Genomic DNA, 23,336 nt, shown 5'->3' on the forward strand with positions numbered 1-23,336 from the left:
GTTTTATCATGTGGCCTGGCCTGTTGCAGGCGGGCAATGACGTGAAACTTTCTCACCTTCCACTTGCGGACTCGACATTTTGACAATTCCTGGGTATCTTCGGCTATCTGGATGTCTAAACGTTTAAACGTATGCAGTGAGGATATAAGTTATGCCGATTCGGGTGCAGGACGAGCTGCCAGCCGTCAACTTCTTACGTGATGAGAATGTCTTTGTAATGACAACCTCGCGCGCAACAGTTCAGGAAATTCGTCCGCTGAAGGTGCTTATCCTCAACCTGATGCCGAAGAAAATTGAGACGGAAAACCAGTTCCTGCGCCTGCTGTCGAACTCACCGCTGCAGGTGGATGTGCGGCTGCTGCGTATCGACTCACGCGAGTCGCGCAATACGCCTGCCGAACATCTGAACACCTTCTATTGCAACTTCGACGAGATCTGTCACGAAAACTACGATGGCTTGATCGTCACCGGCGCGCCGTTAGGGTTGGTGGAATTCAACGATGTTGCCTACTGGCCTCAAATCGAGCAGGTGCTGGAGTGGGCAAAAGATCACGTCACCTCAACGCTATTTGTCTGTTGGGCGGTACAAGCCGCATTAAACATCCTCTATGGCATTCCTAAACAGACCCGCAGCGAAAAACTCTCAGGCGTATACGAACATCGCATTCTTCATCCTCATGCCCTACTGACCCGTGGTTTTGACGATGTATTCCTGGCTCCACACTCCCGTTATGCCGACTTCCCGGCCGCATTGATCCGTGATTACACCGATCTGGATATTCTCGCGGAAACCGAAGGCGGAGACGCCTATCTGTTTGCCAGCAAGGACAAACGTATTGCCTTTGTCACGGGGCACCCGGAATACGATGCCAATACGCTGGCGAGTGAGTACTTCCGCGATGTAGATGCTGGTCTGAGTCCGGAGTTGCCGTACAACTATTTCCCGAAAGACGATCCGCAGAACACGCCGCACGCTTCCTGGCGCAGCCACGGTAATTTGCTGTTCATCAACTGGCTTAACTACTACGTCTACCAGATCACGCCATTCGATCTACGTCATATGAATCCGACGCTGGATTAAGCGTTTCAGCCCTGCACTACAGGCGCCTTCGGGCGCCTTTTTTATTTCCGAAAATCACTTCACAACCAAATAAAACTATAACTTCTATGTTATCAGTAAGTTAATTTCATTTTAAATTAAAAATGGAAATTGTTTTTGATTTTGGAAAAATAATTAGCCAGGATTGATCCTGCTGAACGAAAACTGCACACCCGATCTTCGTTCGCATTGGGAAATGTCTTCGATGCACAAATGAGGAGCCGTACCATGACACAACAGGCGACAACAACCGATGAACTGGCCTTTACGCAGCCCTATGGCGAGCAGGAAAAACAGATCCTCACGTCTGCGGCGGTGGAATTTCTGAGTGAGCTGGTCACCCGCTTTACGCCAAAACGCAATCAGTTATTGGCTGCGCGTCTGCGCCAGCAACAGCAGATCGATGCCGGTACGTTGCCTGGTTTTATTTCGGAAACAGCTTCCATTCGCGAAAGTGACTGGACTATCCGCGGTATCCCTGGCGATTTACTCGATCGCCGGGTGGAGATCACCGGGCCGGTTGAGCGCAAAATGGTTATCAATGCGCTCAACGCGAATGTGAAAGTGTTTATGGCGGATTTTGAAGATTCGCTGGCACCAAACTGGGAAAAAGTGATCGACGGGCAGATCAACCTGCGCGATGCGGTTAACGGCACCATCAGCTATACCAACGAAGCAGGTAAAATCTATCAACTCAAACCCAACCCGGCGGTACTGGTTTGCCGCGTACGCGGTTTGCACTTGCCAGAGAAGCACGTCACCTGGCGTGAAGAAGCCATCCCCGGCAGCCTGTTTGATTTTGCGCTCTACTTTTTCCACAACCATAAAAACCTGCTCGCCAAAGGCAGCGGTCCCTATTTCTATCTGCCAAAAACCCAGTCCTGGCAAGAAGCGGCATGGTGGAGTGAGGTCTTTAGTTTTACGGAAGACCGCTTTAACCTGCCGCGCGGCACAATCAAAGCAACCTTGCTGATTGAAACCCTGCCGGCGGTATTCCAGATGGATGAGATCCTGCATGCCCTGCGTGACCATATCGTCGGGCTTAACTGCGGGCGCTGGGATTATATCTTCAGCTATATCAAAACCTTAAAAAACTACCCGGACCGTGTCCTGCCCGATCGCCAGGTCGTGACGATGGACAAACCGTTCCTCAGCGCTTATTCCCGTCTGCTGATCAAAACCTGTCATCGTCGCGGCGCGTTTGCGATGGGCGGTATGGCGGCGTTTATCCCCAGCAAAGATGCAGAACGTAATAACTGGGTACTGAACAAGGTTAAAGCGGATAAAGAGCTCGAAGCCAAAAACGGTCATGACGGTACGTGGATTGCCCACCCGGGTCTTGGCGACACGGTGATGGAGGTGTTTAACGCTGCACTGGGCGACCACAAAAATCAGTTGTCGGTGAGCCGTGAAGAGGATGCGCCGATCACCGCTGATCAACTGCTGGCGCCTTGCGAAGGCGAACGCACAGAAGAAGGCATGCGCGCCAACATTCGTGTGGCGGTGCAGTACATCGAAGCGTGGATCTCCGGTAATGGTTGCGTGCCGATTTACGGCCTGATGGAAGATGCCGCCACGGCGGAAATTTCCCGCACGTCCATCTGGCAATGGATCCACCACGAAAAAACGCTGAGCAACGGCAAAGCGGTGACCAAAGCGCTGTTCCGCCAGATGCTGGCTGAAGAGATGCTGGTCATTCAGGAAGAGTTGGGTGAACACCGCTTTAGCAGCGGGCGGTTTGATGATGCCGCACGCCTGATGGAGCAGATCACCACGTCTGATGAGCTGATCGATTTCCTGACGTTGCCTGGCTACCGCCTGTTAGCGTAATTCAACCACCTGTCACACTATGGAGCATCTGCATATGAAAACCCGTACCCAACAAATCGAAGCATTACAAAAAGAGTGGACACAACCGCGCTGGGAAGGCATTCGCCGCCCCTATACGGCGGAAGAGGTGGTGAAATTACGTGGCTCGGTAAACCCGGAATGTACGCTGGCGCAACTCGGCGCCGCCAAAATGTGGCGCTTGCTGCATGGCGAGTCGAAAAAAGGGTATATCAACAGCCTTGGCGCGTTGACAGGCGGCCAGGCGTTGCAACAGGCGAAAGCGGGTATTGAAGCTGTATATCTCTCCGGCTGGCAGGTGGCGGCAGATGCAAACCTGGCCTCCAGCATGTATCCGGACCAGTCGCTGTACCCGGCAAACTCGGTGCCATCGGTGGTGGAGCGCATCAATAACACCTTCCGCCGTGCGGATCAGATCCAGTGGGCGGCAGGCATTGAACCCGGCGATCCGCGCTTTGTGGATTACTTCCTGCCGATCGTTGCCGATGCCGAAGCCGGTTTTGGCGGGGTGCTGAACGCATTTGAACTGATGAAATCGATGATCGAAGCCGGTGCAGCGGCGGTTCACTTCGAAGATCAGCTCGCCTCGGTGAAAAAATGCGGCCACATGGGCGGTAAAGTGCTGGTACCAACCCAGGAAGCCGTACAGAAACTGGTTGCCGCGCGCCTGGCTGCGGATGTGCTGGGCGTACCAACATTGCTGGTCGCCCGTACCGACGCCGATGCTGCCGATCTGGTGACCTCCGACTGCGACCCGTATGACAGCGCGTTTATTACCGGTGAGCGCACCAGTGAAGGTTTTTATCGTACCCACGCCGGTATCGAGCAAGCCATCAGCCGCGGCCTGGCGTATGCGCCGTACGCCGACCTGGTGTGGTGCGAAACGTCAACGCCGGATCTTGAGCTGGCCCGTCGTTTCGCCGAAGCCATCCACGCGAAATTCCCCGGCAAACTGCTGGCCTACAACTGTTCGCCATCGTTTAACTGGAAGAAAAATCTCGACGACAGCACCATCGCGCGTTTCCAGCAGGCGCTGTCGGACATGGGGTATAAATTCCAGTTTATTACCCTCGCGGGCATCCACAGCATGTGGTTCAACATGTTCGATTTGGCCCACGCCTATGCACAAGGTGAGGGGATGAAACACTATGTTGAGAAGGTGCAACAGCCGGAGTTCGCTGCAGGCAAAGAGGGCTATACCTTTGTTTCGCATCAGCAGGAGGTTGGTACGGGCTACTTCGATAAGGTGACCACCATTATTCAGGGCGGAACCTCTTCGGTCACCGCGCTGACCGGGTCGACGGAAGAAGCACAGTTCTGATCTGTTCTCCCTCTCCCCGTCGGGGGGAGGGACAAATGAGGGAAAGCTATGTCGCGTGGCCTGGAACTGCTGATTGCACAAACGATCTTACAGGGCTTCGATGCTCAATATGGTCGGTTTCTGGAAGTGACCTCCGGCGCGCAACAGCGCTTTGAGCAGGCAGACTGGCAGGCCGTCCAGCAAGCCATGAAACAGCGTATTCACCTCTACGATCATCATGTGGGACTGGTGGTGGAGCAGTTACGCTGCATCACAGACAGCCAAAGCCCGGATGCCGCTTTCCTGCTGCGGGTAAAAGAGCACTACACCCAGTTGCTGCCGGACTATCCACGCTTTGAAATTGCCGAAAGTTTCTTTAACTCCGTCTATTGCCGCCTGTTTGATCACCGTTCGCTGACGCCGGAACGCTTGTTTATCTTCAGTTCGCAGCCCGAGCGGCGTTTTCGCACGATTCCACGACCGCTGGCGAAAGCATTCTGGCCGGAGCGCGGTTGGGAAGCGCTGCTGACCAAAGTCCTGTCTGATTTACCGCTGCGTCTGCCCTGGCAGGATAAAGCGCGCGATGTCGGTTATATCGCGGCACATCTGACGGATGCATTTGGCCCGGAAACCCTGAGCCAGTCGCATTTGCAGGTCGCAAACGAGCTGTTCTACCGTAACAAAGCGGCCTGGCTGGTCGGTAAGCTGATCACGCCGGTGGCGACGCTGCCCTTTTTGTTGCCGGTTCACCGCAGCGATGACGGGGAACTGTTTGTTGATACCTGTCTGACCACCCACGCCGAAGCCAGTATAGTGTTTGGTTTCGCCCGCTCCTATTTTATGGTCTATGCCCCGCTACCTGCGGCTACCGTGGAATGGCTGCGCGAAATCCTCCCCGGCAAGACCACCGCAGAGCTGTACATGGCGATTGGCTGCCAGAAACATGGCAAAACGGAAAGCTACCGCGAGTATCTGAACTACATCAACGCCAGCGATGAGCAGTTTATTGAAGCGCCGGGGATCCGCGGTATGGTGATGCTGGTGTTTACACTGCCGGGCTTCGATCGGGTATTCAAGGTGATCAAGGACGTGTTCCCGCCGCAAAAGGAGATGAGTGCGGCCCATGTTCGCGCCTGCTATCAGCTGGTTAAAGAACACGATCGCGTCGGGCGCATGGCCGATACGCAAGAGTTTGAAAACTTCGTGCTGGAAAAGCGGCAAATTTCACCGGCGTTAATGGCGTTATTACGGGAGCAGGCACCGGGCAAGATCACCGATCTCGGCGATCGCATTGCGATAAGTCACCTCTATATTGAGCGACGGATGGTGCCGCTCAACCTGTGGTTTGAGCAGGTCAAAGGCCAGCAACTGCGCGATGCGGTGGAAGAGTACGGCAATGCCATTCGCCAACTGGCCGCCGCCAATATCTTCCCCGGCGATATGTTATTTAAAAATTTCGGCGTCACCCGACACGGGCGGGTAGTGTTCTATGACTATGACGAAATTTGCTATATGACCGAAGTGAATTTTCGCGATATCCCTGCACCGCGCTACCCGGAAGATGAGCTCAGCGCCGAGCCGTGGTACAGCGTGACCCCAGGGGATGTTTTCCCGGAGGAGTTTCGCCACTGGCTGTGCGCCGACCCGAAAATTGGCCCGCTGTTTGAGGAGATGCACGCTGATTTACTGCGTGCTGACTACTGGCGCGGGCTGCAAATGCGCATCCGCAACGGGCATGTGGAAGATGTTTACGCCTACCGCAGGCGTCAGCGCTTTAGCGTACGCTTTGGCGCGACCGCGCTGCGGCAGGCGGGATAGGTCAGGTAAAGTAGTAACGCACCACATGGAAGAAAATGGGGGCGGCGAAACAGAGCGAATCGATTCTGTCCATCATGCCGCCGTGCCCTTCGAGCATCGCCCCAAAATCTTTCACCCCGCGATCGCGCTTGATGGCCGACATGCACAACCCGCCAAGGAAGCCGAGCAAGGTGATCAGCAGCGAAATCACAAACGCCTGCCAGGGGTTGAACGGCGTGATCCACCATAACCCGGCCCCCACCAGACTGGCGCTGAGAATGCCGCCAACGAAGCCCTCAACCGTTTTATTGGGACTCAGTTTGGGCACGATCGGACGTTTGCCCCACAGCTTACCGAACACATACTGCAGCACGTCCGAGATTTGCACGACAATCATCATAAACAGCACCAGTTTGATGTTCTGGCCGCTGTAACCGGGAATAGACAACATCAACAACGCGGGCGCATGACTGACGCAGTAGACCGCCATCATCAGACTCCACTGGATTTTCGCGCTGCGCTCGAGGAAGTGATGCGTATCGCCGGCGATGGCCACGCGAGCCGGAATAAACAAAAACGCATACACCGGGATAAAAATGACGAACACGGCGTACCACTGAATACCCACCAACAGATACTGCACGGGTAAAATAATAAAGAAGCACCAGAACAACGCTTCGTGATCGCCACGACGGGTTGGCATCAGCGTAATGCATTCGCGTAGCGCGAAAAAAGACATCAGCGCAAACAGCACCACCGAGCCGATTGGGCCAATCAGCATGGCGACCACCGACACGGTGCACATCAGCCACCAGGCGCGGATACGGGCGTTAAGATTGGCAATCGTGGCGTTTTGGTAACAGCGCGACAGGACAAAACCAATCGCACTGGCGACGGCAAGCAGGATAAACAGCCCGCTCAGCAGCAGGCGCAGCTCAGCATCAACATTAATCATGAGTCAGCGCCTCCAGAGCCTCTTTTGCACGCATTAAAAATTCCCGCTTTGTCTCCTGCTCCATCGGGCCGGAAATCGGTTCGCCAAAGGTTGCCGTGCAGATGATAGGCACCACCAGACGCGACCCTTTCGGCAATACGCGGTTCATATTCTCCAGCCATACCGGAACCAGTTGCACCTGCGGCATACGCTGCGCCAGATGGAACAGCCCGCTTTTAAAGGCGGCGACTTCATCGCCGGTTCCGCGTGTCCCTTCCGGGAAGAAGATCAGCGAATGGCCTTGCTCCAGCTTTTCTGTCAGCGGTTGTAAGGGATCGCGCGGCGTCGTTGTCTCTTCAGACGCTGTCGCCTGACTGCGTCGATCCACCAATACGGCGTTAAAAATGCGCGTAGCAAGATAGCGGCGCAGCGCGGTCTTGTTCCAGTAATCCGCCGCTGCAACAGGATGAACGTGATGGCGCAGCGCACGGGGAAAGCTGGCCCAAATCACCAACCCATCCAGGTGGCTACTGTGATTCGCGTAGTAAATGGTGGCCTGTTCCGTTTCCGGCAGCGCACGCCAGAAGGCTTTTACGCCCGTTAACAAGCGGCAAAGGCTCACAAAAAACGCCCGCACCGCCGTCTTATCCACAGAGAAATGCAATCTCATTGCGTGTGCCCCTGATGAAGAGACTGAATAATGTGCCGGGTTCGGCGTACGGTGGTCCATGCCGCGCCAACGGCAATCAGCACCAGCGCGCCAAGCAGGGTGGGTTGCCCCCACTGCGGCAGCACGATAGCGATGGCGGTTGCCGCAGTCAGCAGCGCCATACGGTGCTGCTTCGCCATCGGTCCACTGAACTGCTGCGCCAGCCCACAGGTGCCACCAAGCAGGCGGACATACGCGGTAAATAAGGCAAACAGCGAAGCCGCCCAGCCGAACTCCACGCCAGCGGGAACGGCCATCAGACCGTAACCTGCGCCAAGAAACAGCACACTGTCAGACACGCGGTCAGGCAACTCATTAAAAACGGCGCCCGCCGGGCTACGCAGGCCGCCTTCTACAGCAACCATGCCATCCAACAGGTTGCAAATAAGCCGCCCCTGGATACCGACGATAGCTAACAGCAGCAGACCGCGTTGCAGGGTGATATTTTCAACTTGCCAGACCGCAAGGAAGCAGAGGCAAGAGAGCAGCGCAAACACAATGCTGAACAGCGAAATGGCGTTTGGTGTGCAGCCCTTTTGGCGTAAATACCGGGCAGCTGCCGCCGCCCAGCGTGTATTGCGCGTCCGGACCGGACGACGATCGTGAACTTCCCTGGTCATCGGAAGCATCCCGTAAGATGAGTAAAAAATGGACGGGCAGTATATAACCTTTTGAAGTTAACGCATTCCCCCAAATTCCAGGGTTACCTCTTTTGCCCCGCGGATCACCATCGCCCCCAGTTCCGTCACACGATCGTCGGTAATGCGCGACAGCGGCCCGGAAATAGAGATAGCCGCAAACGGCTGGCCATGCTCGTCATAAATACAGGACGCTACGCAGCGCAGGCCGAGTGCGTGCTCTTCATCGTCAAACGAGTAGCCTCGTTTGCGCGTCTGGGCGAGATCCTCTTTCAGGTGCACTGGCGAAACCAGCGTCGCATGGGTGTAGGCATGCAGCCCTTTACGATGCAGTAAGCTGCTGACCTGTTCATCATTCAGATTCGCTAAAAACGCTTTACCCGCGCCGGAAGCATGCATCGGCAATTTACCGCCAATGGGCGCTGACATGCGCATCAGTTGGGTACATTGCACTTGATCGATAATAATTGCCTGATGATCGCTTTGATCCAGCACGGCAAGATTGACCGTTTCCCCGGACGCCTCCATTAATTTACGCAGGATCGGGTGCACAATGGCCATCAGGTTGCGGCTCTGCAAAAAGCTGCTGCCAACGATAAACGCATGCGCACCCACCGACCAGTGGCCCAAATCGCCAACCTGGCGAACAAAGCCCAGTTGCTGCATGGTGGTCAGTAAACGGTGGGTGGTGGAGTTCGGCAAACCTGCCTGCTGCGCCAGCTCGGTCAGTGCGACGCTGCCGTGGGACTCGGCTATCCATTCCAGCAGTTTCAGGCCGCGGGTCAGTGACTGGACTTGCCCACCGGCTGGTGCGGCGGGAGTCGTGGCTTTTCTACCCCGTTTAGCGGGAACGGAAGCAACCATGGCTGGCTCCTTTTTCTGTATCGTGGAAATCATTTTCGTTTTAAGTGAGTATAACGCAACTCCGTTGCAGACTGATCGGATGAGTGATGCTGAACATCTCTCATGTTAACCCGGCTCCGCTTTTCCGGTCTGTTACTTTGTGCCAGTATGTCCTGCTGGCCTTTTGGCCTGATTGAGCGTTGTCGGGAGCACGTGTGAGCAGCAAAGTTGAGCAACTGAAACAGCAATTAAACGAAAGAATTCTGGTTCTGGATGGGGGCATGGGCACCATGATCCAGAGCTACCGTTTGAGTGAGCAGGATTTTCGCGGCGAGCGCTTCGCCGACTGGCCCTGCGATCTGAAAGGTAACAACGACTTGCTGGTGCTCAGCAAGCCGGAGGTGATTGCCGCCATCCATGACGCCTACTTTGCGGCGGGCGCTGACATCATCGAAACCAATACCTTCAACTCAACGACCATCGCCATGGCGGATTACCAGATGGAATCCCTGTCGGCGGAGATCAACTTTGCCGCGGCCAAACTGGCCCGCGCCAGTGCGGACAAATGGACCGCACAAACCCCGGACAAGCCGCGTTACGTGGCGGGGGTACTTGGCCCGACCAACCGCACTGCTTCTATCTCACCGGATGTGAACGATCCGGCGTTTCGTAACATCTCGTTTGATCAGCTGGTCGCCGCTTACCGTGAGTCGACCAAAGCGCTGGTGGAAGGCGGATCGGACCTGATCCTTATCGAAACGGTGTTCGATACGCTGAATGCCAAAGCGGCGATCTTCGCCGTTAAAGAGGAGTTCGATGCGCTGGGCGTCGAGCTGCCGATCATGATTTCCGGCACCATTACCGATGCGTCCGGGCGTACGCTTTCCGGTCAGACGACCGAAGCGTTTTATAACTCGCTGCGCCACGCCGATGCGCTCACCTTCGGCCTGAACTGCGCGCTGGGGCCGGATGAATTGCGCCAGTACGTGCAGGAGCTGTCGCGCATTGCGGAATGCTACGTTACCGCGCACCCGAACGCCGGTCTGCCGAACGCCTTCGGCGAGTACGATCTGGATGCCGACACCATGGCCACGCAGATCCGCGAATGGGCGGAAGCGGGCTTCCTGAATATTGTCGGTGGCTGCTGCGGTACCACGCCGGAGCATATCGCCGCCATGAGCCGCGTGGTGGCGGGTCTGCCGCCGCGTAAGCTGCCGGACGTGCCTGTCGCGTGTCGTCTGGCGGGACTCGAACCGCTGAATATTGGCGACGACAGCTTGTTTGTGAACGTGGGCGAACGTACCAACGTCACCGGTTCTGCTAAATTCAAACGCCTGATTAAAGAAGAAAAATACAGCGAGGCGCTGGACGTCGCGCGTCAGCAGGTGGAAAGCGGCGCGCAAATCATCGACATCAACATGGATGAAGGGATGCTCGATGCGGAAGCGGCGATGGTGCGTTTCCTCAACCTGATTGCCGGTGAGCCGGACATTGCCCGGGTGCCGATCATGATCGACTCCTCCAAATGGGAGGTGATCGAAAAAGGGCTGAAATGCATTCAGGGCAAAGGCATCGTCAACTCCATCTCAATGAAAGAAGGGGTTGAGCCCTTTATTCACCATGCGAAGCTGGTTCGCCGCTACGGCGCGGCGGTTGTGGTGATGGCGTTTGACGAAGTGGGCCAGGCGGATACCCGCGAGCGCAAAATCGAAATTTGCCGCCGCGCTTATCACATCCTCACCGAAGAGGTGGGGTTCCCACCGGAAGACATTATCTTCGACCCGAACATTTTCGCTGTCGCAACCGGCATCGAAGAACATAACAACTACGCACAGGACTTTATTGGCGCGTGTGAAGATATCAAGCGCGAGTTGCCGCATGCGCTGATCTCTGGCGGCGTCTCTAACGTGTCGTTCTCCTTCCGTGGCAACGATCCGGTGCGTGAGGCGATCCACGCCGTGTTCCTTTATTACGCCATTCGCAACGGTATGGACATGGGCATCGTTAACGCCGGGCAGCTGGCTATCTATGACGATCTCCCTGCGGAACTGCGTGATGGCGTAGAAGATGTGATCCTCAACCGCCGCGACGATGCGACGGAACGTATGCTCGAACTGGCGGAGAAATACCGCGGCAGTAAAGCCGCCGATGACGGCGCTAACGCACAACAAGCGGAATGGCGCAGTTGGGACGTGAAAAAACGCCTCGAATATTCGCTGGTTAAAGGTATTACGGAATTTATTGAGCTGGATACCGAAGAAGCCCGCCAGCAGGCGGCGCGCCCGATTGAGGTTATCGAGGGGCCGCTGATGGATGGCATGAACGTGGTCGGCGATCTGTTCGGCGAAGGGAAAATGTTCCTGCCGCAGGTGGTGAAATCCGCCCGCGTGATGAAACAAGCGGTCGCGTATCTGGAGCCGTATATTGAAGCCAGCAAAGAGCAGGGCAGGAGCAACGGCAAGATGGTGATCGCCACGGTGAAAGGCGATGTGCACGATATCGGGAAAAACATTGTTGGCGTGGTGCTGCAATGTAACAACTACGAGATTATCGATCTCGGCGTGATGGTGCCTGCCGACAAGATCCTGAAGACCGCGCGTGAAGAAAACGCAGACCTGATTGGTCTCTCCGGTCTTATCACTCCGTCGCTGGACGAAATGGTCAACGTGGCGAAAGAGATGGAGCGCCAGGGCTTTACCATTCCGCTGCTGATTGGCGGTGCGACTACCTCGAAAGCGCACACGGCGGTGAAAATCGAGCAAAACTATAGCGGGCCGACAGTGTATGTGCAGAACGCTTCGCGCACCGTGGGCGTGGTGGCTTCCCTGCTGTCCGACACCCAGCATGATGATTTTGTGGCTCGCATCCGTAAAGAGTATGAAACCGTGCGCATCCAGCACGCGCGTAAAAAACCGCGTACACCGCCGGTGACATTGCAGGCGGCGCGGGAGAACGATCTGGCTTTCGACTGGGCGAGCTATACGCCGCCCGTGGCGCACCGGCTGGGCGTGCAGGAAGTGACTGCCAGCATTGAGACGCTGCGCAACTACATCGACTGGACGCCGTTCTTTATGACCTGGTCGCTGGCGGGGAAATACCCGCGCATTCTGGAAGATGAGGTGGTGGGCGAAGAGGCAAAACGCTTGTTTGCCGACGCGAATGAGATGCTCGATAAACTGAGTGCGGAAAAGCTGCTCAATCCGCGCGGTGTGGTGGGGCTGTTCCCGGCGAACCGCGTGGGCGATGACATTGAAATCTACCAGGACGAAACCCGCACGCAGGTTCTGACAGTGGGTTGCCATCTGCGTCAGCAAACAGAAAAAGTGGGCTTTGCTAACTACTGTCTGGCGGATTTCGTTGCGCCAAAACTGAGCGGCAAAGCGGACTATATCGGTGCGTTCGCGGTGACTGGCGGGCTTGAGGAAGATGCGCTGGCGGAGGCCTACGATGCGGCGCACGATGATTACAACAAAATCATGGTGAAAGCCGTCGCCGATCGTCTGGCTGAAGCGTTTGCCGAATATCTGCATGAGCGGGTACGTAAAGTTTACTGGGGCTATGCACCCAATGAAAACCTCAGTAATGACGAGCTGATCCGCGAAAATTATCAAGGGATCCGCCCGGCTCCCGGCTACCCGGCCTGCCCGGAACACACTGAAAAAGGGACTATCTGGCAACTGCTGGATGTGGAAACGCATACCGGCATGAAGCTGACGGAGTCTTTTGCGATGTGGCCTGGCGCATCTGTTTCCGGGTGGTATTTCAGTCATCCGGACAGCAAGTATTTCGCTGTGGCGCAACTGCAGCGTGATCAGGTTGAAGATTATGCGCGGCGTAAAGGGATGCCGGTGGCGGAGGTTGAACGCTGGCTGGCGCCCAATTTAGGCTACGACGCGGACTGATTTCCGAAGGGCATTTTTTTAAATGCCCTTTTTCTTTGTTATTTCATTTGTGCGAAACAATTGTGAAGCAAACATAATACAAATTGAAACTAAGAACATTCTTAAAGTTAGATCTTTTCTTAGACCCTTGTTCCTCTTCATGCGTATGATAGTCGTTCGGCTAAAAGGCAAGATTGCTTACTCTTTTACGTTTCATTTAATTGTCATAAATTTAACTTAGGTATTATAAAATGGATATTTATGATATAAGAAAAAGAAATCTATTGCCGAAGGATTTTGAAAACATCCTGGCCCCGGATATCGCGAAAAATATAATCAAAAAGGAATATTTTATTGAGAGCAGCCCGAATAATGTTTTGGGCAGTATTGACGGTTACACCATAAAACGGCATCACGGTTTTAAGTATGGATTGCCGCACGATCCGTTAGGTCATCAAAAAGAAAAACATATTGATAACCTGGTGGATAAAGGCGTGGTGGTGGTCGCGCGGCCGAATGTCAGTACGCGCAGCCGCTTCTATTATCCTTTCTTTATTGCCGAGAATGGCGATCTGTTTTGTGTACAACCTCTGTCGTTCAACGCCGTGTTTATCAGAACGATTCTGAACGGTTTTAAAGACAGCGTGGCGATGCATGGCCGCCCGGCGCCTACGCGTAGCGGCTTTGCGCCAGTGACGCCGGAGTACGGGCCAGGTTACTGGAAAACCAGCGAAAATGATTACCATGGCGTGAAAAACGCAGCGATGATGCTGATCAACCGGGCAACCAGCATGGGCGATGAAGGGCGGGTATTTGGCTCCGAGGGTAAGGATTATATGAATACCTCGCGTGACAAGGTTCAGTTATGGACGCCCATCCCGGACAGCGTGGCATCGGACACTCGCGAAATCCTCTATACTCGTTCGGTGATCCGGCGTTATGGCGAGAAGCGCGCGGTGTACCAGAAATATCTTGAAGGAGATGATGCCTGGGCGCAGTCGGGTAAATCATGGCAATGGATTCCAGGCGTAAGGGATGAGGATTATGAGTTTAAAAAATAAAGTATTGGTGTTTTGGGGAATTATGGATGGGCTGGCATTAGTCAGTTATTTCTTCTTTTCGCTGCAAAGTGGCAATGTTCCTTTTTATTCCGATATAAGCGGTTTTTATACCAATTATTCGCAGTTGGGGGTCAGTGGTTTGATGGGCGGGATTATTCAGGTGATGTTTTTTATAAATATCGCGCTGATCGTCTCGTTGTTTTTTTCCTGCTGGTCGCTGATCGTGAAAAAAGATATTCATAATATCTTCTTTATTGTGCAGGAAATAGCCCGTTTATTATCATTAAAATGTTCGTTGGCGTTGATTCCGTTGTTTATGCACTTCACTGGCGTTAGCGCCGCGTGGGGAGCGTTCCTGCTGTTTTTTGTGTCAGAGGCGTTGAAAATCGGTTCGGTGGTATGGGCCAAACGCAACCACAACCCGCATGCTGATTCCGCGATTACCGGCTAAATCTCCGTTTCTGTCACAAAATTGTCATTTTCCCTTACAACTCACAGGGCGTCAGCGCGGCGTCCTGCGTTTTTCCCGGCTTTAACGCCTTATACTTACATTCATAATGTTGACGTTATCTTCGTGGGTAACACGCAACGCATAATGATAAGGAGGACCGGATCCTGTGTTGACTTTGCTCCATCTGCTTTCCGCTGTGGCCCTGCTGGTATGGGGGACGCATATTGTCCGTACTGGTGTGATGCGCGTGTTCGGCGCGCGTTTACGCACTGTTCTCAGCCGTAGTGTTGAAAAAAAACCGCTCGCGTTCTGTGCGGGCATTGGTGTTACCGCTCTGGTGCAGAGCAGTAACGCCACCACGATGCTGGTGACCTCGTTTGTGGCGCAGGATCTGGTGGCGCTTACCCCGGCATTGGTGATTGTGCTCGGTGCGGACGTCGGGACCGCCTTGATGGCGCGCATTTTAACGTTCGATCTCTCGTGGCTGTCGCCGTTGCTGATTTTTCTCGGTGTGATTTTCTTTCTCGGACGTAAGCAAACCCGCGAAGGGCAACTGGGCCGCGTCAGTATCGGCCTGGGGTTGATCCTGCTGGCGCTGGAACTGATTGTGCAGGCGGTCACGCCCATCACTCAGGCGAATGGCGTACAGGTGATTTTTGCTTCGTTGACGGGCGACATTATGCTCGACGCGTTGATTGGCGCGGTATTCGCCATTATCAGTTACTCCAGTCTGGCGGCGGTGTTGCTCACGGCGACGCTGACCACCGCAGGTATTATCTCTTTCCCGGTGGCGCTGTGCCTGGTGATTGGCGCGAATCTCGGCTCTGGTCTGCTGGCGATGCTGAATAACAGCGCCGCCAATGCCGCGGCTCGCCGTGTCGCGCTCGGCAGCCTGCTGTTTAAGCTGGTGGGTAGCCTGATTATTCTGCCGTTTGTGCATGTGCTGGCGACCTCGATGCAAAAACTGCCACTGCCGGAAGCGGAACTGGTGATCTATTTCCATGTCTTCTACAACCTGATCCGCTGCCTGGCGATGGTGCCGTTTGCCGGACCGATGGCGCAGTTCTGTAAACGGATCATCAGCGAGGAGCCGGAACTGGATGCGCGCCTTAAACCGAAGCATCTCGACAGTTCTGCGCTGGACACCCCGACCCTTGCGTTGGCCAATGCCGCCCGGGAAACGCTGCGTATGGGCGATGCGATGGAGTTGATGCTGGAAGGGCTGCATAAAGTGATGCACGGCGAACCGCGGCAGGGAAAAGAGCTGCGCAAGCAGGCCGATGACGTCAATGTGCTGTATACCGCGATCAAGCTCTATCTGGCGCGCATTCCTCAGGGAGAACTGGCGGAGGAGGAGTCAAAGCGCTGGGCGGAAATTATCGAAATGTCGCTCAACCTTGAGCAGGCCGCTGACATTGTCGAGCGAATGGGCAGCGACATCGCGGACAAATCACTGGCGGCACGGCGTGCTTTCTCCCTTGATGGCCTGAAAGAGCTGGATGCGCTGCACGAACGGTTGGTGGGGAATCTGAAACTGGCGATGTCGGTATTTTTCTCCAGTGATATCTCCAGCGCTCGCCGTCTGCGCCGCAGCAAGCACCGTTTCCGCATTATGAATCGCCGTTTCTCGCATGCGCACGTTGATCGCCTGCATCAGCAAAACGTGCAGAGCATTGAAACCAGTTCGCTGCACCTTGGCTTGTTAGGCGACATGAAGCGCCTGAACTCCCTGTTCTGCTCTGTGGCCTACAGTGTGCTGGAACAACCGGATGAAGACGACGAACGCGACGAGAATTAACCCGTGCTGTGCCGTGCCCACGGGCACGGCCTGTCTGTTTTTTATCGTTCCTTTCGCTGCGCTGAAAACCCGACTTTTACTGCGGTAGTGCACAAATTCGATTATGCGGCGTAAAAATCCATTTTTATCTCTCCCGTAAGCCAGTTATATTCCGCTTTTACAGGAGAATGTATGCTGCCAACCCAATCAACACGTTTAAACAAATACATCAGCGAAAGCGGGATTTGCTCACGCCGCGAGGCTGACCGTTACATCGAACAGGGCAATGTCTTTATTAACGGCAAGCGCGCCGGTATTGGCGATCAGGTTGTCGCCGGAGACGTTGTGAAAGTGAATGGTCAACTTATCGAACCGCGGAACGAAGAAGATCTGGTGTTTATCGCGTTGAATAAGCCCGTTGGCATTGTAAGCACGACGGAAGATGGCGAAAAAGACAATATTGTTGATTTTGTTAATCACAGCAGCCGTATCTTCCCTATCGGTCGGTTAGACAAAGATTCCCAGGGGCTGATTTTTCTCACGAACCACGGTGATCTGGTGAATAAAATCCTGCGTGCCGGCAATGATCATGAGAAAGAGTATCTGGTCACGGTGAATAAGCCGGTTACCGATGAGTTCGTGCGAGGTATGAGCGCGGGTGTGCCGATCCTCGGCACGGTAACCAAAAAGTGCAAGGTCAAGAAAGAAGCGCCATTTACCTTCCGCATCACGCTGGTGCAGGGGCTGAATCGCCAAATCCGCCGGATGTGTGAACACTTTGGTTATGAAGTCACTAAGCTGGAACGCACGCGCATTATGAACGTCAGCCTGACCGGGTTACCGCCGGGAGAGTGGCGCGATCTTACGGATGATGAGCTGATTGCGCTGTTTAAGCTGATTGAAAACTCAACCTCAGAAGCGAAGCCGAAAGCAAAAGCGAAACCGCAGGCGGCGAAAAAACCTGCGGTGAAAGTGGCAAAGCCCGAAGAGAAAAGCCGGGCCAAACCGGCGGGCAAACGCTTTACCCAACCGGGGCGGAAAAAGAAAGGGCGCTAATCAGCGCCTGCCGCGCGTTGAGGTGTTCGCGGACCAGGAAAACGTCGTGTTTTCGTCCGGTTTATAAGCCTGCTGTTTTTTCACCTGGCGGGCTTTCTTCGCGGCCACTTCACGCTGCGCCATCAGTTTATCGATGTACTCTTTCTTTACGTGATTCGCTTCAGAGTTGCTGAGCGGGCGTCCGTGTGCGATGCGGGCGCGGTCGAGCAGCGTTTTCAGCTCCCGCTGCTCACTCTCCGTCATCTCTTTTTGCGTCAATCTGGTCAGTGCCATAGGACTCTCTCCCTAGGATGTGTTTCGAGTGTACGCGATGTCCGGGTATTGTACATGTGTGGGGCGCACAACTCTGGAAAGCGCCCCCACGTTACTGATAAATGGTCATGTTACGCTTGGTGCGCAGAGCACCGTATTGGACAAGCCTGGCAGACCGGTTATTCGCGCTCTGTCACCGCTTCTGTTTTCCGCCCATCCACCGGTTTACCGGACCAGTAGCCCGCCAGCAGCGAGCCGGACAGGTTATGCCAGACGGAGAACAGCGCACCCGGCAGTGCCGCGAGTGGCGAAAAGTAAATTTTCCCCAGTGCTGCCGCCAGGCCGGAGTTCTGCATCCCCACTTCAATGGCCAGCGTGCGGCAGGTGGACTCGTCAAACCCGAACAGACGCCCGCCCCAGTAACCACCGAGCAGACCGATGCTGTTATGCAGGATCACGGCGGCGATAACCACCAGACCGACCGAGGCAATATACGCGGCGGAACCGGCAACCACGGCGCTGATAATCGCCAGAATGCAGACCATCGAGAACGCAGGCAGCCAGGGTTCCACGGCCTTGACCAGACGCGGGAACAGATGGTGGATCACCAGCCCCAGGCCAATCGGGATCACCACAATTTGCAGGATGCTTAGCAGCATTCCCATCACATCCACCTGAATATGCGCATCCACATACAACCGCGTCAGCAGCGGCGTCGCAATCACACCAACCAGGGTGGAAACCGACGAGATAGTCACGGACAGCGCCACGTCGCCTTTTGCCAGATAAATCATCACGTTTGACGCCGTACCGCTGGCGACGCTACCGACCAGTACCATTCCGGCGGAGAGATCCGGCGGCATTTTAAATATCAACGCCAATAGCCATGCCGCCAGCGGCATCACCAGATAGTGCAGGAAAATCCCTGCCGCGACCGGCGCTGGGCGCGCCAGAACGCGTTTGAAGTCGTCGATTTTCAGGTGCACGCCCATACCCAGCATAATCAGCATCAGCAGCGTGGTGACCCACGGGCCGATGGCAATAAACGTCGGTGGGAAGTAATAGGCGAGGACAGAGAGCAGCAGTGCCCATAACGGGAACAGCCGCGTGAGAGTTGCGAGCATGTATCTATTCCTTGCGATTGTTATGTCGTGTCGTGTTGTCTTTTTTGTAATAAGGGTCGGGATCGGGCCCGACCATAGTTATTGTTTATCGTGCTAAGGAATATTATTCAAACGAATTATGATGAAGATGTTTTATGTTGCGCTGCGCACGCTTTCCCAGCTTAACCCGAAGCGGGCAAGGTATTTGCGCAGGCGATCCGCATCATTCGGGTTCGCCTTTTTCTGCCGGGAAACCGCAAACAGTTCGCGCCCGGCTTCCGACAGCGTCTGACTGCGGCGGCAAATGGCGATCACGGTTTCCAGTTGGCGTTGATCAAAGAGATCAAGCGCGCTGAGATCTATCGGCAGCGCGGAAGAGGCCGGTGCGCCGCGCCAGTGGTGCTCCAGGCGCTGTAGCTCTTCATTGACCAGCGCGAGCGTAATGCGCCCTTGCTCGGCCAGCGTGGCCATACGCGCAATCGATGTACTGAGTTCGCGGAAGTTTCCCCGCCATGCCGCGTGTGGCGAACAGGCGAAAGCCAGGTAGCGCTCACGGGCATCTTTATCGAAACGGATTTGTGTCTGTTGCTCCAGCGCAAAACGTTGCAACTCATACTCAATATTGGGGGCGATATCCTCCCGGCGATCTGCCAGCCCCGGCAGCGCAAAGGTCCACATATTGATACGCGCATAGAGATCTTCGCGAAAGCGACCCTCATCCACCCACTGCTGCATATTCCGGTGTGTCCCGGCGATCAACTGGAAGTCGCTGTGTACTTCTTTATCGGAACCGAAGGGGAAAAAGGTTTTCTCTTCAATCGCTTTCAGCAGCATGGCCTGCTCATCCAGCCCCAGTTCGGCGATTTCATCGAGGAACAGTACGCCGCCATCTGCTTCACGCAGCAGGCCAGTACGTGCCTGTTGTGCACCCGTAAAGGTACCTTTCACATGGCCGAACAGCGTCGACATGGCGTTATCGCCGCGCAGCGTCGCGCAGTTCACCGCCACCAGTCGCCCCGGCACCAGGTGGCGTGACTGACGTAACTGGAAGATGCGTTTTGCCAGAAACGATTTGCCTGCACCGGTGGGGCCTGTGAGCAGGATCGGTGCCGTTGAACGCAGCGCGACGCGTTCAATCTGATCGATGAGCCGGTTAAAGGTGGTGTTGCGGGTATCAATGCCGGATTTCAGAAATGACACCGACTGCTGTTGTTCACGCTGGAAACGGCTGGTTAACGTGGCATAACGGCTTAAATCGAGATCGATCACCGAACAGACGCCAGCGGCAATCGCCTCATCAGAAGAACCTTTTGCCGCCGGGCCGGTTTGCAACAAGCTGGCGGGCAGATAACGCGCTTCCGTCAGCAAAAACCAACAGATTTGTGCGACGTGCGTCCCGGTAGTGATATGCACCAGATACTCTTCGTTGTCCGTATCGAACGGATAGTGTGTGGCGAAATCGAGAAAGGCGGCATACACCTCTTCAAAATCCCACGGATCTTTAATCGTCACCGCATATGTGCGAACGCGGGTATCGGGAGAGAGCTGCGCAATGTCGTCCGCCGCCTGTTGCGCCAGCCCTTTATCCCGCGGTTGATGCAGCAGTTCGAGACGATCGACAGGGAAATCTGGCTGCTGGCATAGCCCTACCGTTGGCCGCCATTTACGAAAGCGGTTTTGCCGTTTTCCCCGTTTATCCAGCACCGTGCCCAGTACACCAATCACCACCCGACGTTTCATTTTTATCCTGAAAGATAAAGGTCGATATTTAAGGATAAAAAATACCTTCCTGACTCGCAACTGTTCTTCGCGGCGTTAAAAATAAAATGTTTATTTATCAGATAATTAAAAATTTAATTGACTGTTTTTCTATTTTGGCACGCATCTGGCAATAACTACCCTGTCAGCATGCTGGGTTCGCAGGGGGTAAGAGACCCCGCCGGCGCACCGGGAACGGCGCAAGTCGTTATCCAGGGGGCGTTCCGTCAGCAGAAAGACATGTGCGAAAAGTCGGTTTTCTATCGGGTTCGACTCCCGAATTCGCAACTCATTATCCTTTGAGATAACCATGATGCAGTACCCGGTAGCCAGCTGTACATGGCTACCCCCAACGACCGCCGGTAACGGCGCCGGGCGGCAGGCAAAACACCGTTTCCCCTGTGGTTTCGCCCCTGCATCCGCGGTCGTTAAGGCAAAACACGATTAAGGAGAGAGTTATGACCAATAAAATCACAATACGTAAAGGTCAGTTAGGTCTGCTGGCAAGAGAGGGCGACTATTATCAGGTGCTGGAAGCCGGTGAGCACCGCCAGCCGTGGTTCAACAAGCCCGAGATGCTGGTGGTGAATATTGACGGCAGCGACGTGGCGGAAGGCCTGGCGGAGTACCTGCGTCGTTTTCAGCCGCAATGGGTTGAGCGTTACTGCCTGGTGGCCGATATGGATACGCATGAAGCGGGGGCGCTGTACCGGGATGGCGTCTTGCAGGAGATCCTGCCGCCCTCTACGCGCCGCCTGTACTGGAAAGCGGATGAAACGCTGAAACTGGTGCGCATGGACACCCGTGACGTGAGCGTGCCGACAGAGATCCTCAACGCGGTGTTACAGCCGAAGCGCGGTGCCACGGTAAAAGGTCGCGATAACATTCTGGCGGTACAGGTGCCGGCATGGCATACGGGCGTTTTAAAAGTGGATGGCGCAACGCAGGGGCTGCTACCGGCAGGTTTAAGCGGTTACTGGAAAGTGAACCTCCTGGTAGAAGCGGACGTGGTGGATCTGCGCTTGCAGGTGCTTGAGGTGAGTGGCCAGGAGATCCTGACCAAAGACAAAGTCACGCTGCGCCTGAACCTGGCGGCGAACTGGCGTTATACCGATGTGCTGAGCGCATTTGCGCAGTTAAGCAAACCGCTGGATCACCTCTATCGCGAGTTGCAGTTTGCCCTGCGTGAAGCGGTGGGAACGCGCACCCTCGATGAGCTGCTGGAAGATAAGCAAATCATCGATGACGTGGTCAGCGCGCAGGTGGCGAGCCGTATGGCGGCGTTTGGTATTGAGGTGGCGTCACTGGGTGTGAAGGACATCATTTTACCCGGTGAGATGAAAACCATTCTGTCGCGTTTAGTGGAAGCAGAAAAATCGGCGCAGGCCAATGTGATTCGCCGCCGGGAAGAAACCGCTGCGACCCGTTCGTTGCTGAACACGGCAAAAGTGATGGAAAGCAACCCGGTGGCATTGCGCCTGAAAGAGCTGGAAACCCTGGAACGTGTTGCGGAACGCATCGATAAGATCTCGGTCTTCGGTGGTCTGGATCAGGTATTACATGGACTTGTGAACATCAAAGGAAGTCATGATGCAAAATAACGATTATCAGTTGCTGGCGCAGGAGAACACCGCGCCGGTGAAAATGTGGACCCACGGCGTACCGGTAGAACCGGAAGCGCGTGAGCAACTGCTGAATACGGCAAAAATGCCGTTTATCTTCAAACACCTGGCAGTGATGCCGGATGTGCACCTGGGAAAAGGCTCGACCATCGGCAGTGTGATCCCGACCAAAGGGGCGATTATCCCGGCGGCGGTTGGCGTGGATATTGGCTGCGGCATGATTGCGGTGCGCACCTCGCTGCTGGCGGGGGATCTGCCGGATAACCTGAGCGGATTGCGTAGCGCTATCGAGCAGGCCGTACCGCATGGCCGTTCGGTGAACCGTGCGAAGCGTGATAAAGGTGCCTGGGAGAATCCGCCGCTGGAAGTGGATAACCACTGGGCTTTGCTGGTGCCGCGTTTTCAGCGTTTAACGGAGAAATACCCTCAATTGTTGAAAACCAATAATCATCAGCATCTGGGTACGTTGGGAACCGGTAACCACTTTATTGAAATATGCCTGGATGAACAGCAGCGGGTATGGGTGATGTTGCACAGCGGGTCGCGTGGTGTCGGGAACGCCATTGGTAATGTGTTTATTACCTTGGCACAGCAAGATATGCAGCAGCATATTGCGAACCTGCCGGACAGAAATCTGGCTTACTTTCAGGAAGGTAGCAAACACTATGATGACTATCTGGAAGCGGTAGAGTGGGCGCAGGATTTTGCCCGTCATAACCGTGAAGTGATGATGTCGCGGGTACTGGCTGTGCTGTCGAAGACCGTCACCAAACCCTTTATGACGCAGCAGGAAGCCGTAAATTGTCACCACAACTATGTGCAAAAAGAGACGCACTTTGGTGAAGCGGTACTGGTCACGCGTAAAGGTGCGGTTTCGGCGCAAAAAGGGCAGATGGGGATCATTCCTGGCTCGATGGGGGCGAAAAGCTTTATTGTCCGCGGGCTGGGTAATGAAGAGAGTTTCTGCTCCTGTAGCCACGGCGCCGGGCGGACGATGAGCCGTACGGCGGCGAAAAAACGCTTTACGGTGGACGACCAGATCCGCGCCACTGCGCATGTGGAGTGCCGTAAAGACAGTGATGTGATCGATGAGATCCCGATGGCTTACAAAGATATTGATGCCGTGATGGCGGCGCAGGCCTCGCTGGTGGAAGTGGTGCATACCCTGCGTCAGGTGGTGTGTGTAAAAGGATAAAAAGAAGGATAA

General features: G+C 54.9%; 18 protein-coding genes. 11 read left to right on the forward strand and 7 right to left on the reverse strand.

Annotation, left to right across the window (positions count from 1 at the left end; all coding sequences use genetic code 11):
- Positions 1-151 precede the first annotated feature (151 nt).
- The 4 genes from metA (at position 152) to aceK (ending at position 6,065) form a co-directional block, all read left to right on the forward strand.
- Positions 152-1,081 (forward strand): homoserine O-succinyltransferase MetA, encoded by a 930-nt coding sequence (gene metA / locus ACQ3G7_RS07150; protein WP_430889352.1) that lies wholly within the window; start codon positions 152-154, stop codon positions 1,079-1,081.
- A 246-nt stretch (positions 1,082-1,327) separates the two neighbouring features.
- Positions 1,328-2,929 carry a malate synthase A gene (gene aceB, locus ACQ3G7_RS07155; protein WP_430889353.1) on the forward strand — a complete coding sequence of 534 codons (1,602 nt, stop codon included), beginning with the start codon at positions 1,328-1,330 and terminating at the stop codon, positions 2,927-2,929.
- A gap of 34 nt (positions 2,930-2,963) precedes the next feature.
- Positions 2,964-4,268: an isocitrate lyase gene (gene aceA, locus ACQ3G7_RS07160; protein ID WP_430889354.1), complete on the forward strand. Its 1,305-nt coding sequence runs from the start codon at positions 2,964-2,966 to the stop codon at positions 4,266-4,268.
- A 48-nt stretch (positions 4,269-4,316) separates the two neighbouring features.
- On the forward strand, positions 4,317-6,065 hold the full coding sequence (gene aceK, locus ACQ3G7_RS07165) for a bifunctional isocitrate dehydrogenase kinase/phosphatase (protein WP_430889355.1): 1,749 nt from the start codon (positions 4,317-4,319) through the stop codon (positions 6,063-6,065).
- A gap of 1 nt (position 6,066) precedes the next feature.
- Here aceK and ACQ3G7_RS07170 read toward each other — a convergent pair whose 3' ends face one another.
- From ACQ3G7_RS07170 to iclR, 4 genes are read right to left on the reverse strand one after another with little or no spacing between them, the layout of a single operon-like run.
- The gene (locus ACQ3G7_RS07170) at positions 6,067-6,999 is read right to left on the reverse strand and encodes a phosphatidate cytidylyltransferase (protein WP_430889356.1); all 933 of its coding nucleotides are present in this window, start codon (positions 6,997-6,999) and stop codon (positions 6,067-6,069) included.
- Positions 6,992-7,648, reverse strand: a complete 657-nt coding sequence (locus tag ACQ3G7_RS07175; RefSeq protein WP_430889357.1) for a lysophospholipid acyltransferase family protein — start codon at positions 7,646-7,648, stop codon at positions 6,992-6,994. The genes ACQ3G7_RS07170 and ACQ3G7_RS07175 overlap by 8 nt, the downstream gene beginning before the upstream one ends.
- Complete coding sequence (locus ACQ3G7_RS07180; RefSeq protein WP_430889358.1) at positions 7,645-8,307, reverse strand: CDP-alcohol phosphatidyltransferase family protein; 663 nt, start codon at positions 8,305-8,307, stop codon at positions 7,645-7,647. The genes ACQ3G7_RS07175 and ACQ3G7_RS07180 overlap by 4 nt, the downstream gene beginning before the upstream one ends.
- A gap of 57 nt (positions 8,308-8,364) precedes the next feature.
- Complete coding sequence (gene iclR / locus ACQ3G7_RS07185; RefSeq protein ID WP_061498942.1) at positions 8,365-9,189, reverse strand: glyoxylate bypass operon transcriptional repressor IclR; 825 nt, start codon at positions 9,187-9,189, stop codon at positions 8,365-8,367.
- 194 nt (positions 9,190-9,383) lie between these two features.
- Here iclR and metH point away from each other — a divergent pair, with 194 nt between their 5' ends.
- The 5 genes from metH (at position 9,384) to rluF (ending at position 17,394) form a co-directional block, all read left to right on the forward strand.
- A complete protein-coding gene (metH, locus tag ACQ3G7_RS07190; RefSeq protein WP_430889359.1) occupies positions 9,384-13,070 on the forward strand; it encodes a methionine synthase in 3,687 nt (1,228 codons plus the stop codon).
- A gap of 230 nt (positions 13,071-13,300) precedes the next feature.
- The gene (locus ACQ3G7_RS07195) at positions 13,301-14,110 is read left to right on the forward strand and encodes a DUF8093 domain-containing protein (RefSeq protein ID WP_496353477.1); all 810 of its coding nucleotides are present in this window, start codon (positions 13,301-13,303) and stop codon (positions 14,108-14,110) included.
- Entirely contained in the window at positions 14,094-14,561 is a 468-nt protein-coding gene (locus ACQ3G7_RS07200) for a hypothetical protein (RefSeq protein WP_430889360.1), read from the forward strand. The genes ACQ3G7_RS07195 and ACQ3G7_RS07200 overlap by 17 nt, the downstream gene beginning before the upstream one ends.
- A 166-nt stretch (positions 14,562-14,727) precedes the next feature.
- Positions 14,728-16,359: a Na/Pi cotransporter family protein gene (locus ACQ3G7_RS07205; RefSeq protein WP_430889361.1), complete on the forward strand. Its 1,632-nt coding sequence runs from the start codon at positions 14,728-14,730 to the stop codon at positions 16,357-16,359.
- Positions 16,360-16,530: 171 nt separating this feature from the next.
- Positions 16,531-17,394: a 23S rRNA pseudouridine(2604) synthase RluF gene (gene rluF, locus ACQ3G7_RS07210; RefSeq protein WP_263098468.1), complete on the forward strand. Its 864-nt coding sequence runs from the start codon at positions 16,531-16,533 to the stop codon at positions 17,392-17,394.
- Here the strand turns inward: rluF and ACQ3G7_RS07215 are convergent, their stop codons facing one another.
- The 3 genes from ACQ3G7_RS07215 to rtcR all read right to left on the reverse strand — a co-directional run bounded on the left by ACQ3G7_RS07215 (position 17,395) and on the right by rtcR (position 20,489).
- Positions 17,395-17,667 carry a YjbD family protein gene (locus ACQ3G7_RS07215; protein ID WP_061498925.1) on the reverse strand — a complete coding sequence of 91 codons (273 nt, stop codon included), beginning with the start codon at positions 17,665-17,667 and terminating at the stop codon, positions 17,395-17,397.
- 158 nt (positions 17,668-17,825) lie between these two features.
- On the reverse strand, positions 17,826-18,770 hold the full coding sequence (panS, locus tag ACQ3G7_RS07220) for a ketopantoate/pantoate/pantothenate transporter PanS (protein ID WP_263098467.1): 945 nt from the start codon (positions 18,768-18,770) through the stop codon (positions 17,826-17,828).
- Between the two features lie 132 nt (positions 18,771-18,902).
- Positions 18,903-20,489 (reverse strand): RNA repair transcriptional activator RtcR, encoded by a 1,587-nt coding sequence (rtcR, locus tag ACQ3G7_RS07225; protein WP_430889362.1) that lies wholly within the window; start codon positions 20,487-20,489, stop codon positions 18,903-18,905.
- 476 nt (positions 20,490-20,965) lie between these two features.
- Here rtcR and ACQ3G7_RS07230 point away from each other — a divergent pair, with 476 nt between their 5' ends.
- Positions 20,966-22,108 (forward strand): slipin family protein, encoded by a 1,143-nt coding sequence (locus ACQ3G7_RS07230; protein ID WP_430889363.1) that lies wholly within the window; start codon positions 20,966-20,968, stop codon positions 22,106-22,108.
- Complete coding sequence (locus ACQ3G7_RS07235; protein WP_430889723.1) at positions 22,098-23,324, forward strand: RtcB family protein; 1,227 nt, start codon at positions 22,098-22,100, stop codon at positions 23,322-23,324. Before ACQ3G7_RS07230 ends, ACQ3G7_RS07235 begins: the two co-directional genes overlap by 11 nt.
- Positions 23,325-23,336 lie beyond the last annotated feature (12 nt).

Source organism: Kosakonia sp. N21, assembly GCF_050587465.1.
Classification (GTDB): domain Bacteria; phylum Pseudomonadota; class Gammaproteobacteria; order Enterobacterales; family Enterobacteriaceae.

Coding starts and splice junctions, on each gene's coding strand:
- metA (WP_430889352.1), top strand. CDS start 152: ATGCCGATTCGGGTGCAGGACGAGCTGCCAGCCGTCAACTTCTTACGT.
- aceB (WP_430889353.1), top strand. CDS start 1,328: ATGACACAACAGGCGACAACAACCGATGAACTGGCCTTTACGCAGCCC.
- aceA (WP_430889354.1), top strand. CDS start 2,964: ATGAAAACCCGTACCCAACAAATCGAAGCATTACAAAAAGAGTGGACA.
- aceK (WP_430889355.1), top strand. CDS start 4,317: ATGTCGCGTGGCCTGGAACTGCTGATTGCACAAACGATCTTACAGGGC.
- ACQ3G7_RS07170 (WP_430889356.1), bottom strand. CDS start 6,999: ATGATTAATGTTGATGCTGAGCTGCGCCTGCTGCTGAGCGGGCTGTTT.
- ACQ3G7_RS07175 (WP_430889357.1), bottom strand. CDS start 7,648: ATGAGATTGCATTTCTCTGTGGATAAGACGGCGGTGCGGGCGTTTTTT.
- ACQ3G7_RS07180 (WP_430889358.1), bottom strand. CDS start 8,307: ATGACCAGGGAAGTTCACGATCGTCGTCCGGTCCGGACGCGCAATACA.
- iclR (WP_061498942.1), bottom strand. CDS start 9,189: ATGGTTGCTTCCGTTCCCGCTAAACGGGGTAGAAAAGCCACGACTCCC.
- ACQ3G7_RS07195 (WP_496353477.1), top strand. CDS start 13,301: ATGGATATTTATGATATAAGAAAAAGAAATCTATTGCCGAAGGATTTT.
- ACQ3G7_RS07200 (WP_430889360.1), top strand. CDS start 14,094: ATGAGTTTAAAAAATAAAGTATTGGTGTTTTGGGGAATTATGGATGGG.
- rluF (WP_263098468.1), top strand. CDS start 16,531: ATGCTGCCAACCCAATCAACACGTTTAAACAAATACATCAGCGAAAGC.
- ACQ3G7_RS07215 (WP_061498925.1), bottom strand. CDS start 17,667: ATGGCACTGACCAGATTGACGCAAAAAGAGATGACGGAGAGTGAGCAG.
- panS (WP_263098467.1), bottom strand. CDS start 18,770: ATGCTCGCAACTCTCACGCGGCTGTTCCCGTTATGGGCACTGCTGCTC.
- rtcR (WP_430889362.1), bottom strand. CDS start 20,489: ATGAAACGTCGGGTGGTGATTGGTGTACTGGGCACGGTGCTGGATAAA.
- ACQ3G7_RS07230 (WP_430889363.1), top strand. CDS start 20,966: ATGACCAATAAAATCACAATACGTAAAGGTCAGTTAGGTCTGCTGGCA.
- ACQ3G7_RS07235 (WP_430889723.1), top strand. CDS start 22,098: ATGCAAAATAACGATTATCAGTTGCTGGCGCAGGAGAACACCGCGCCG.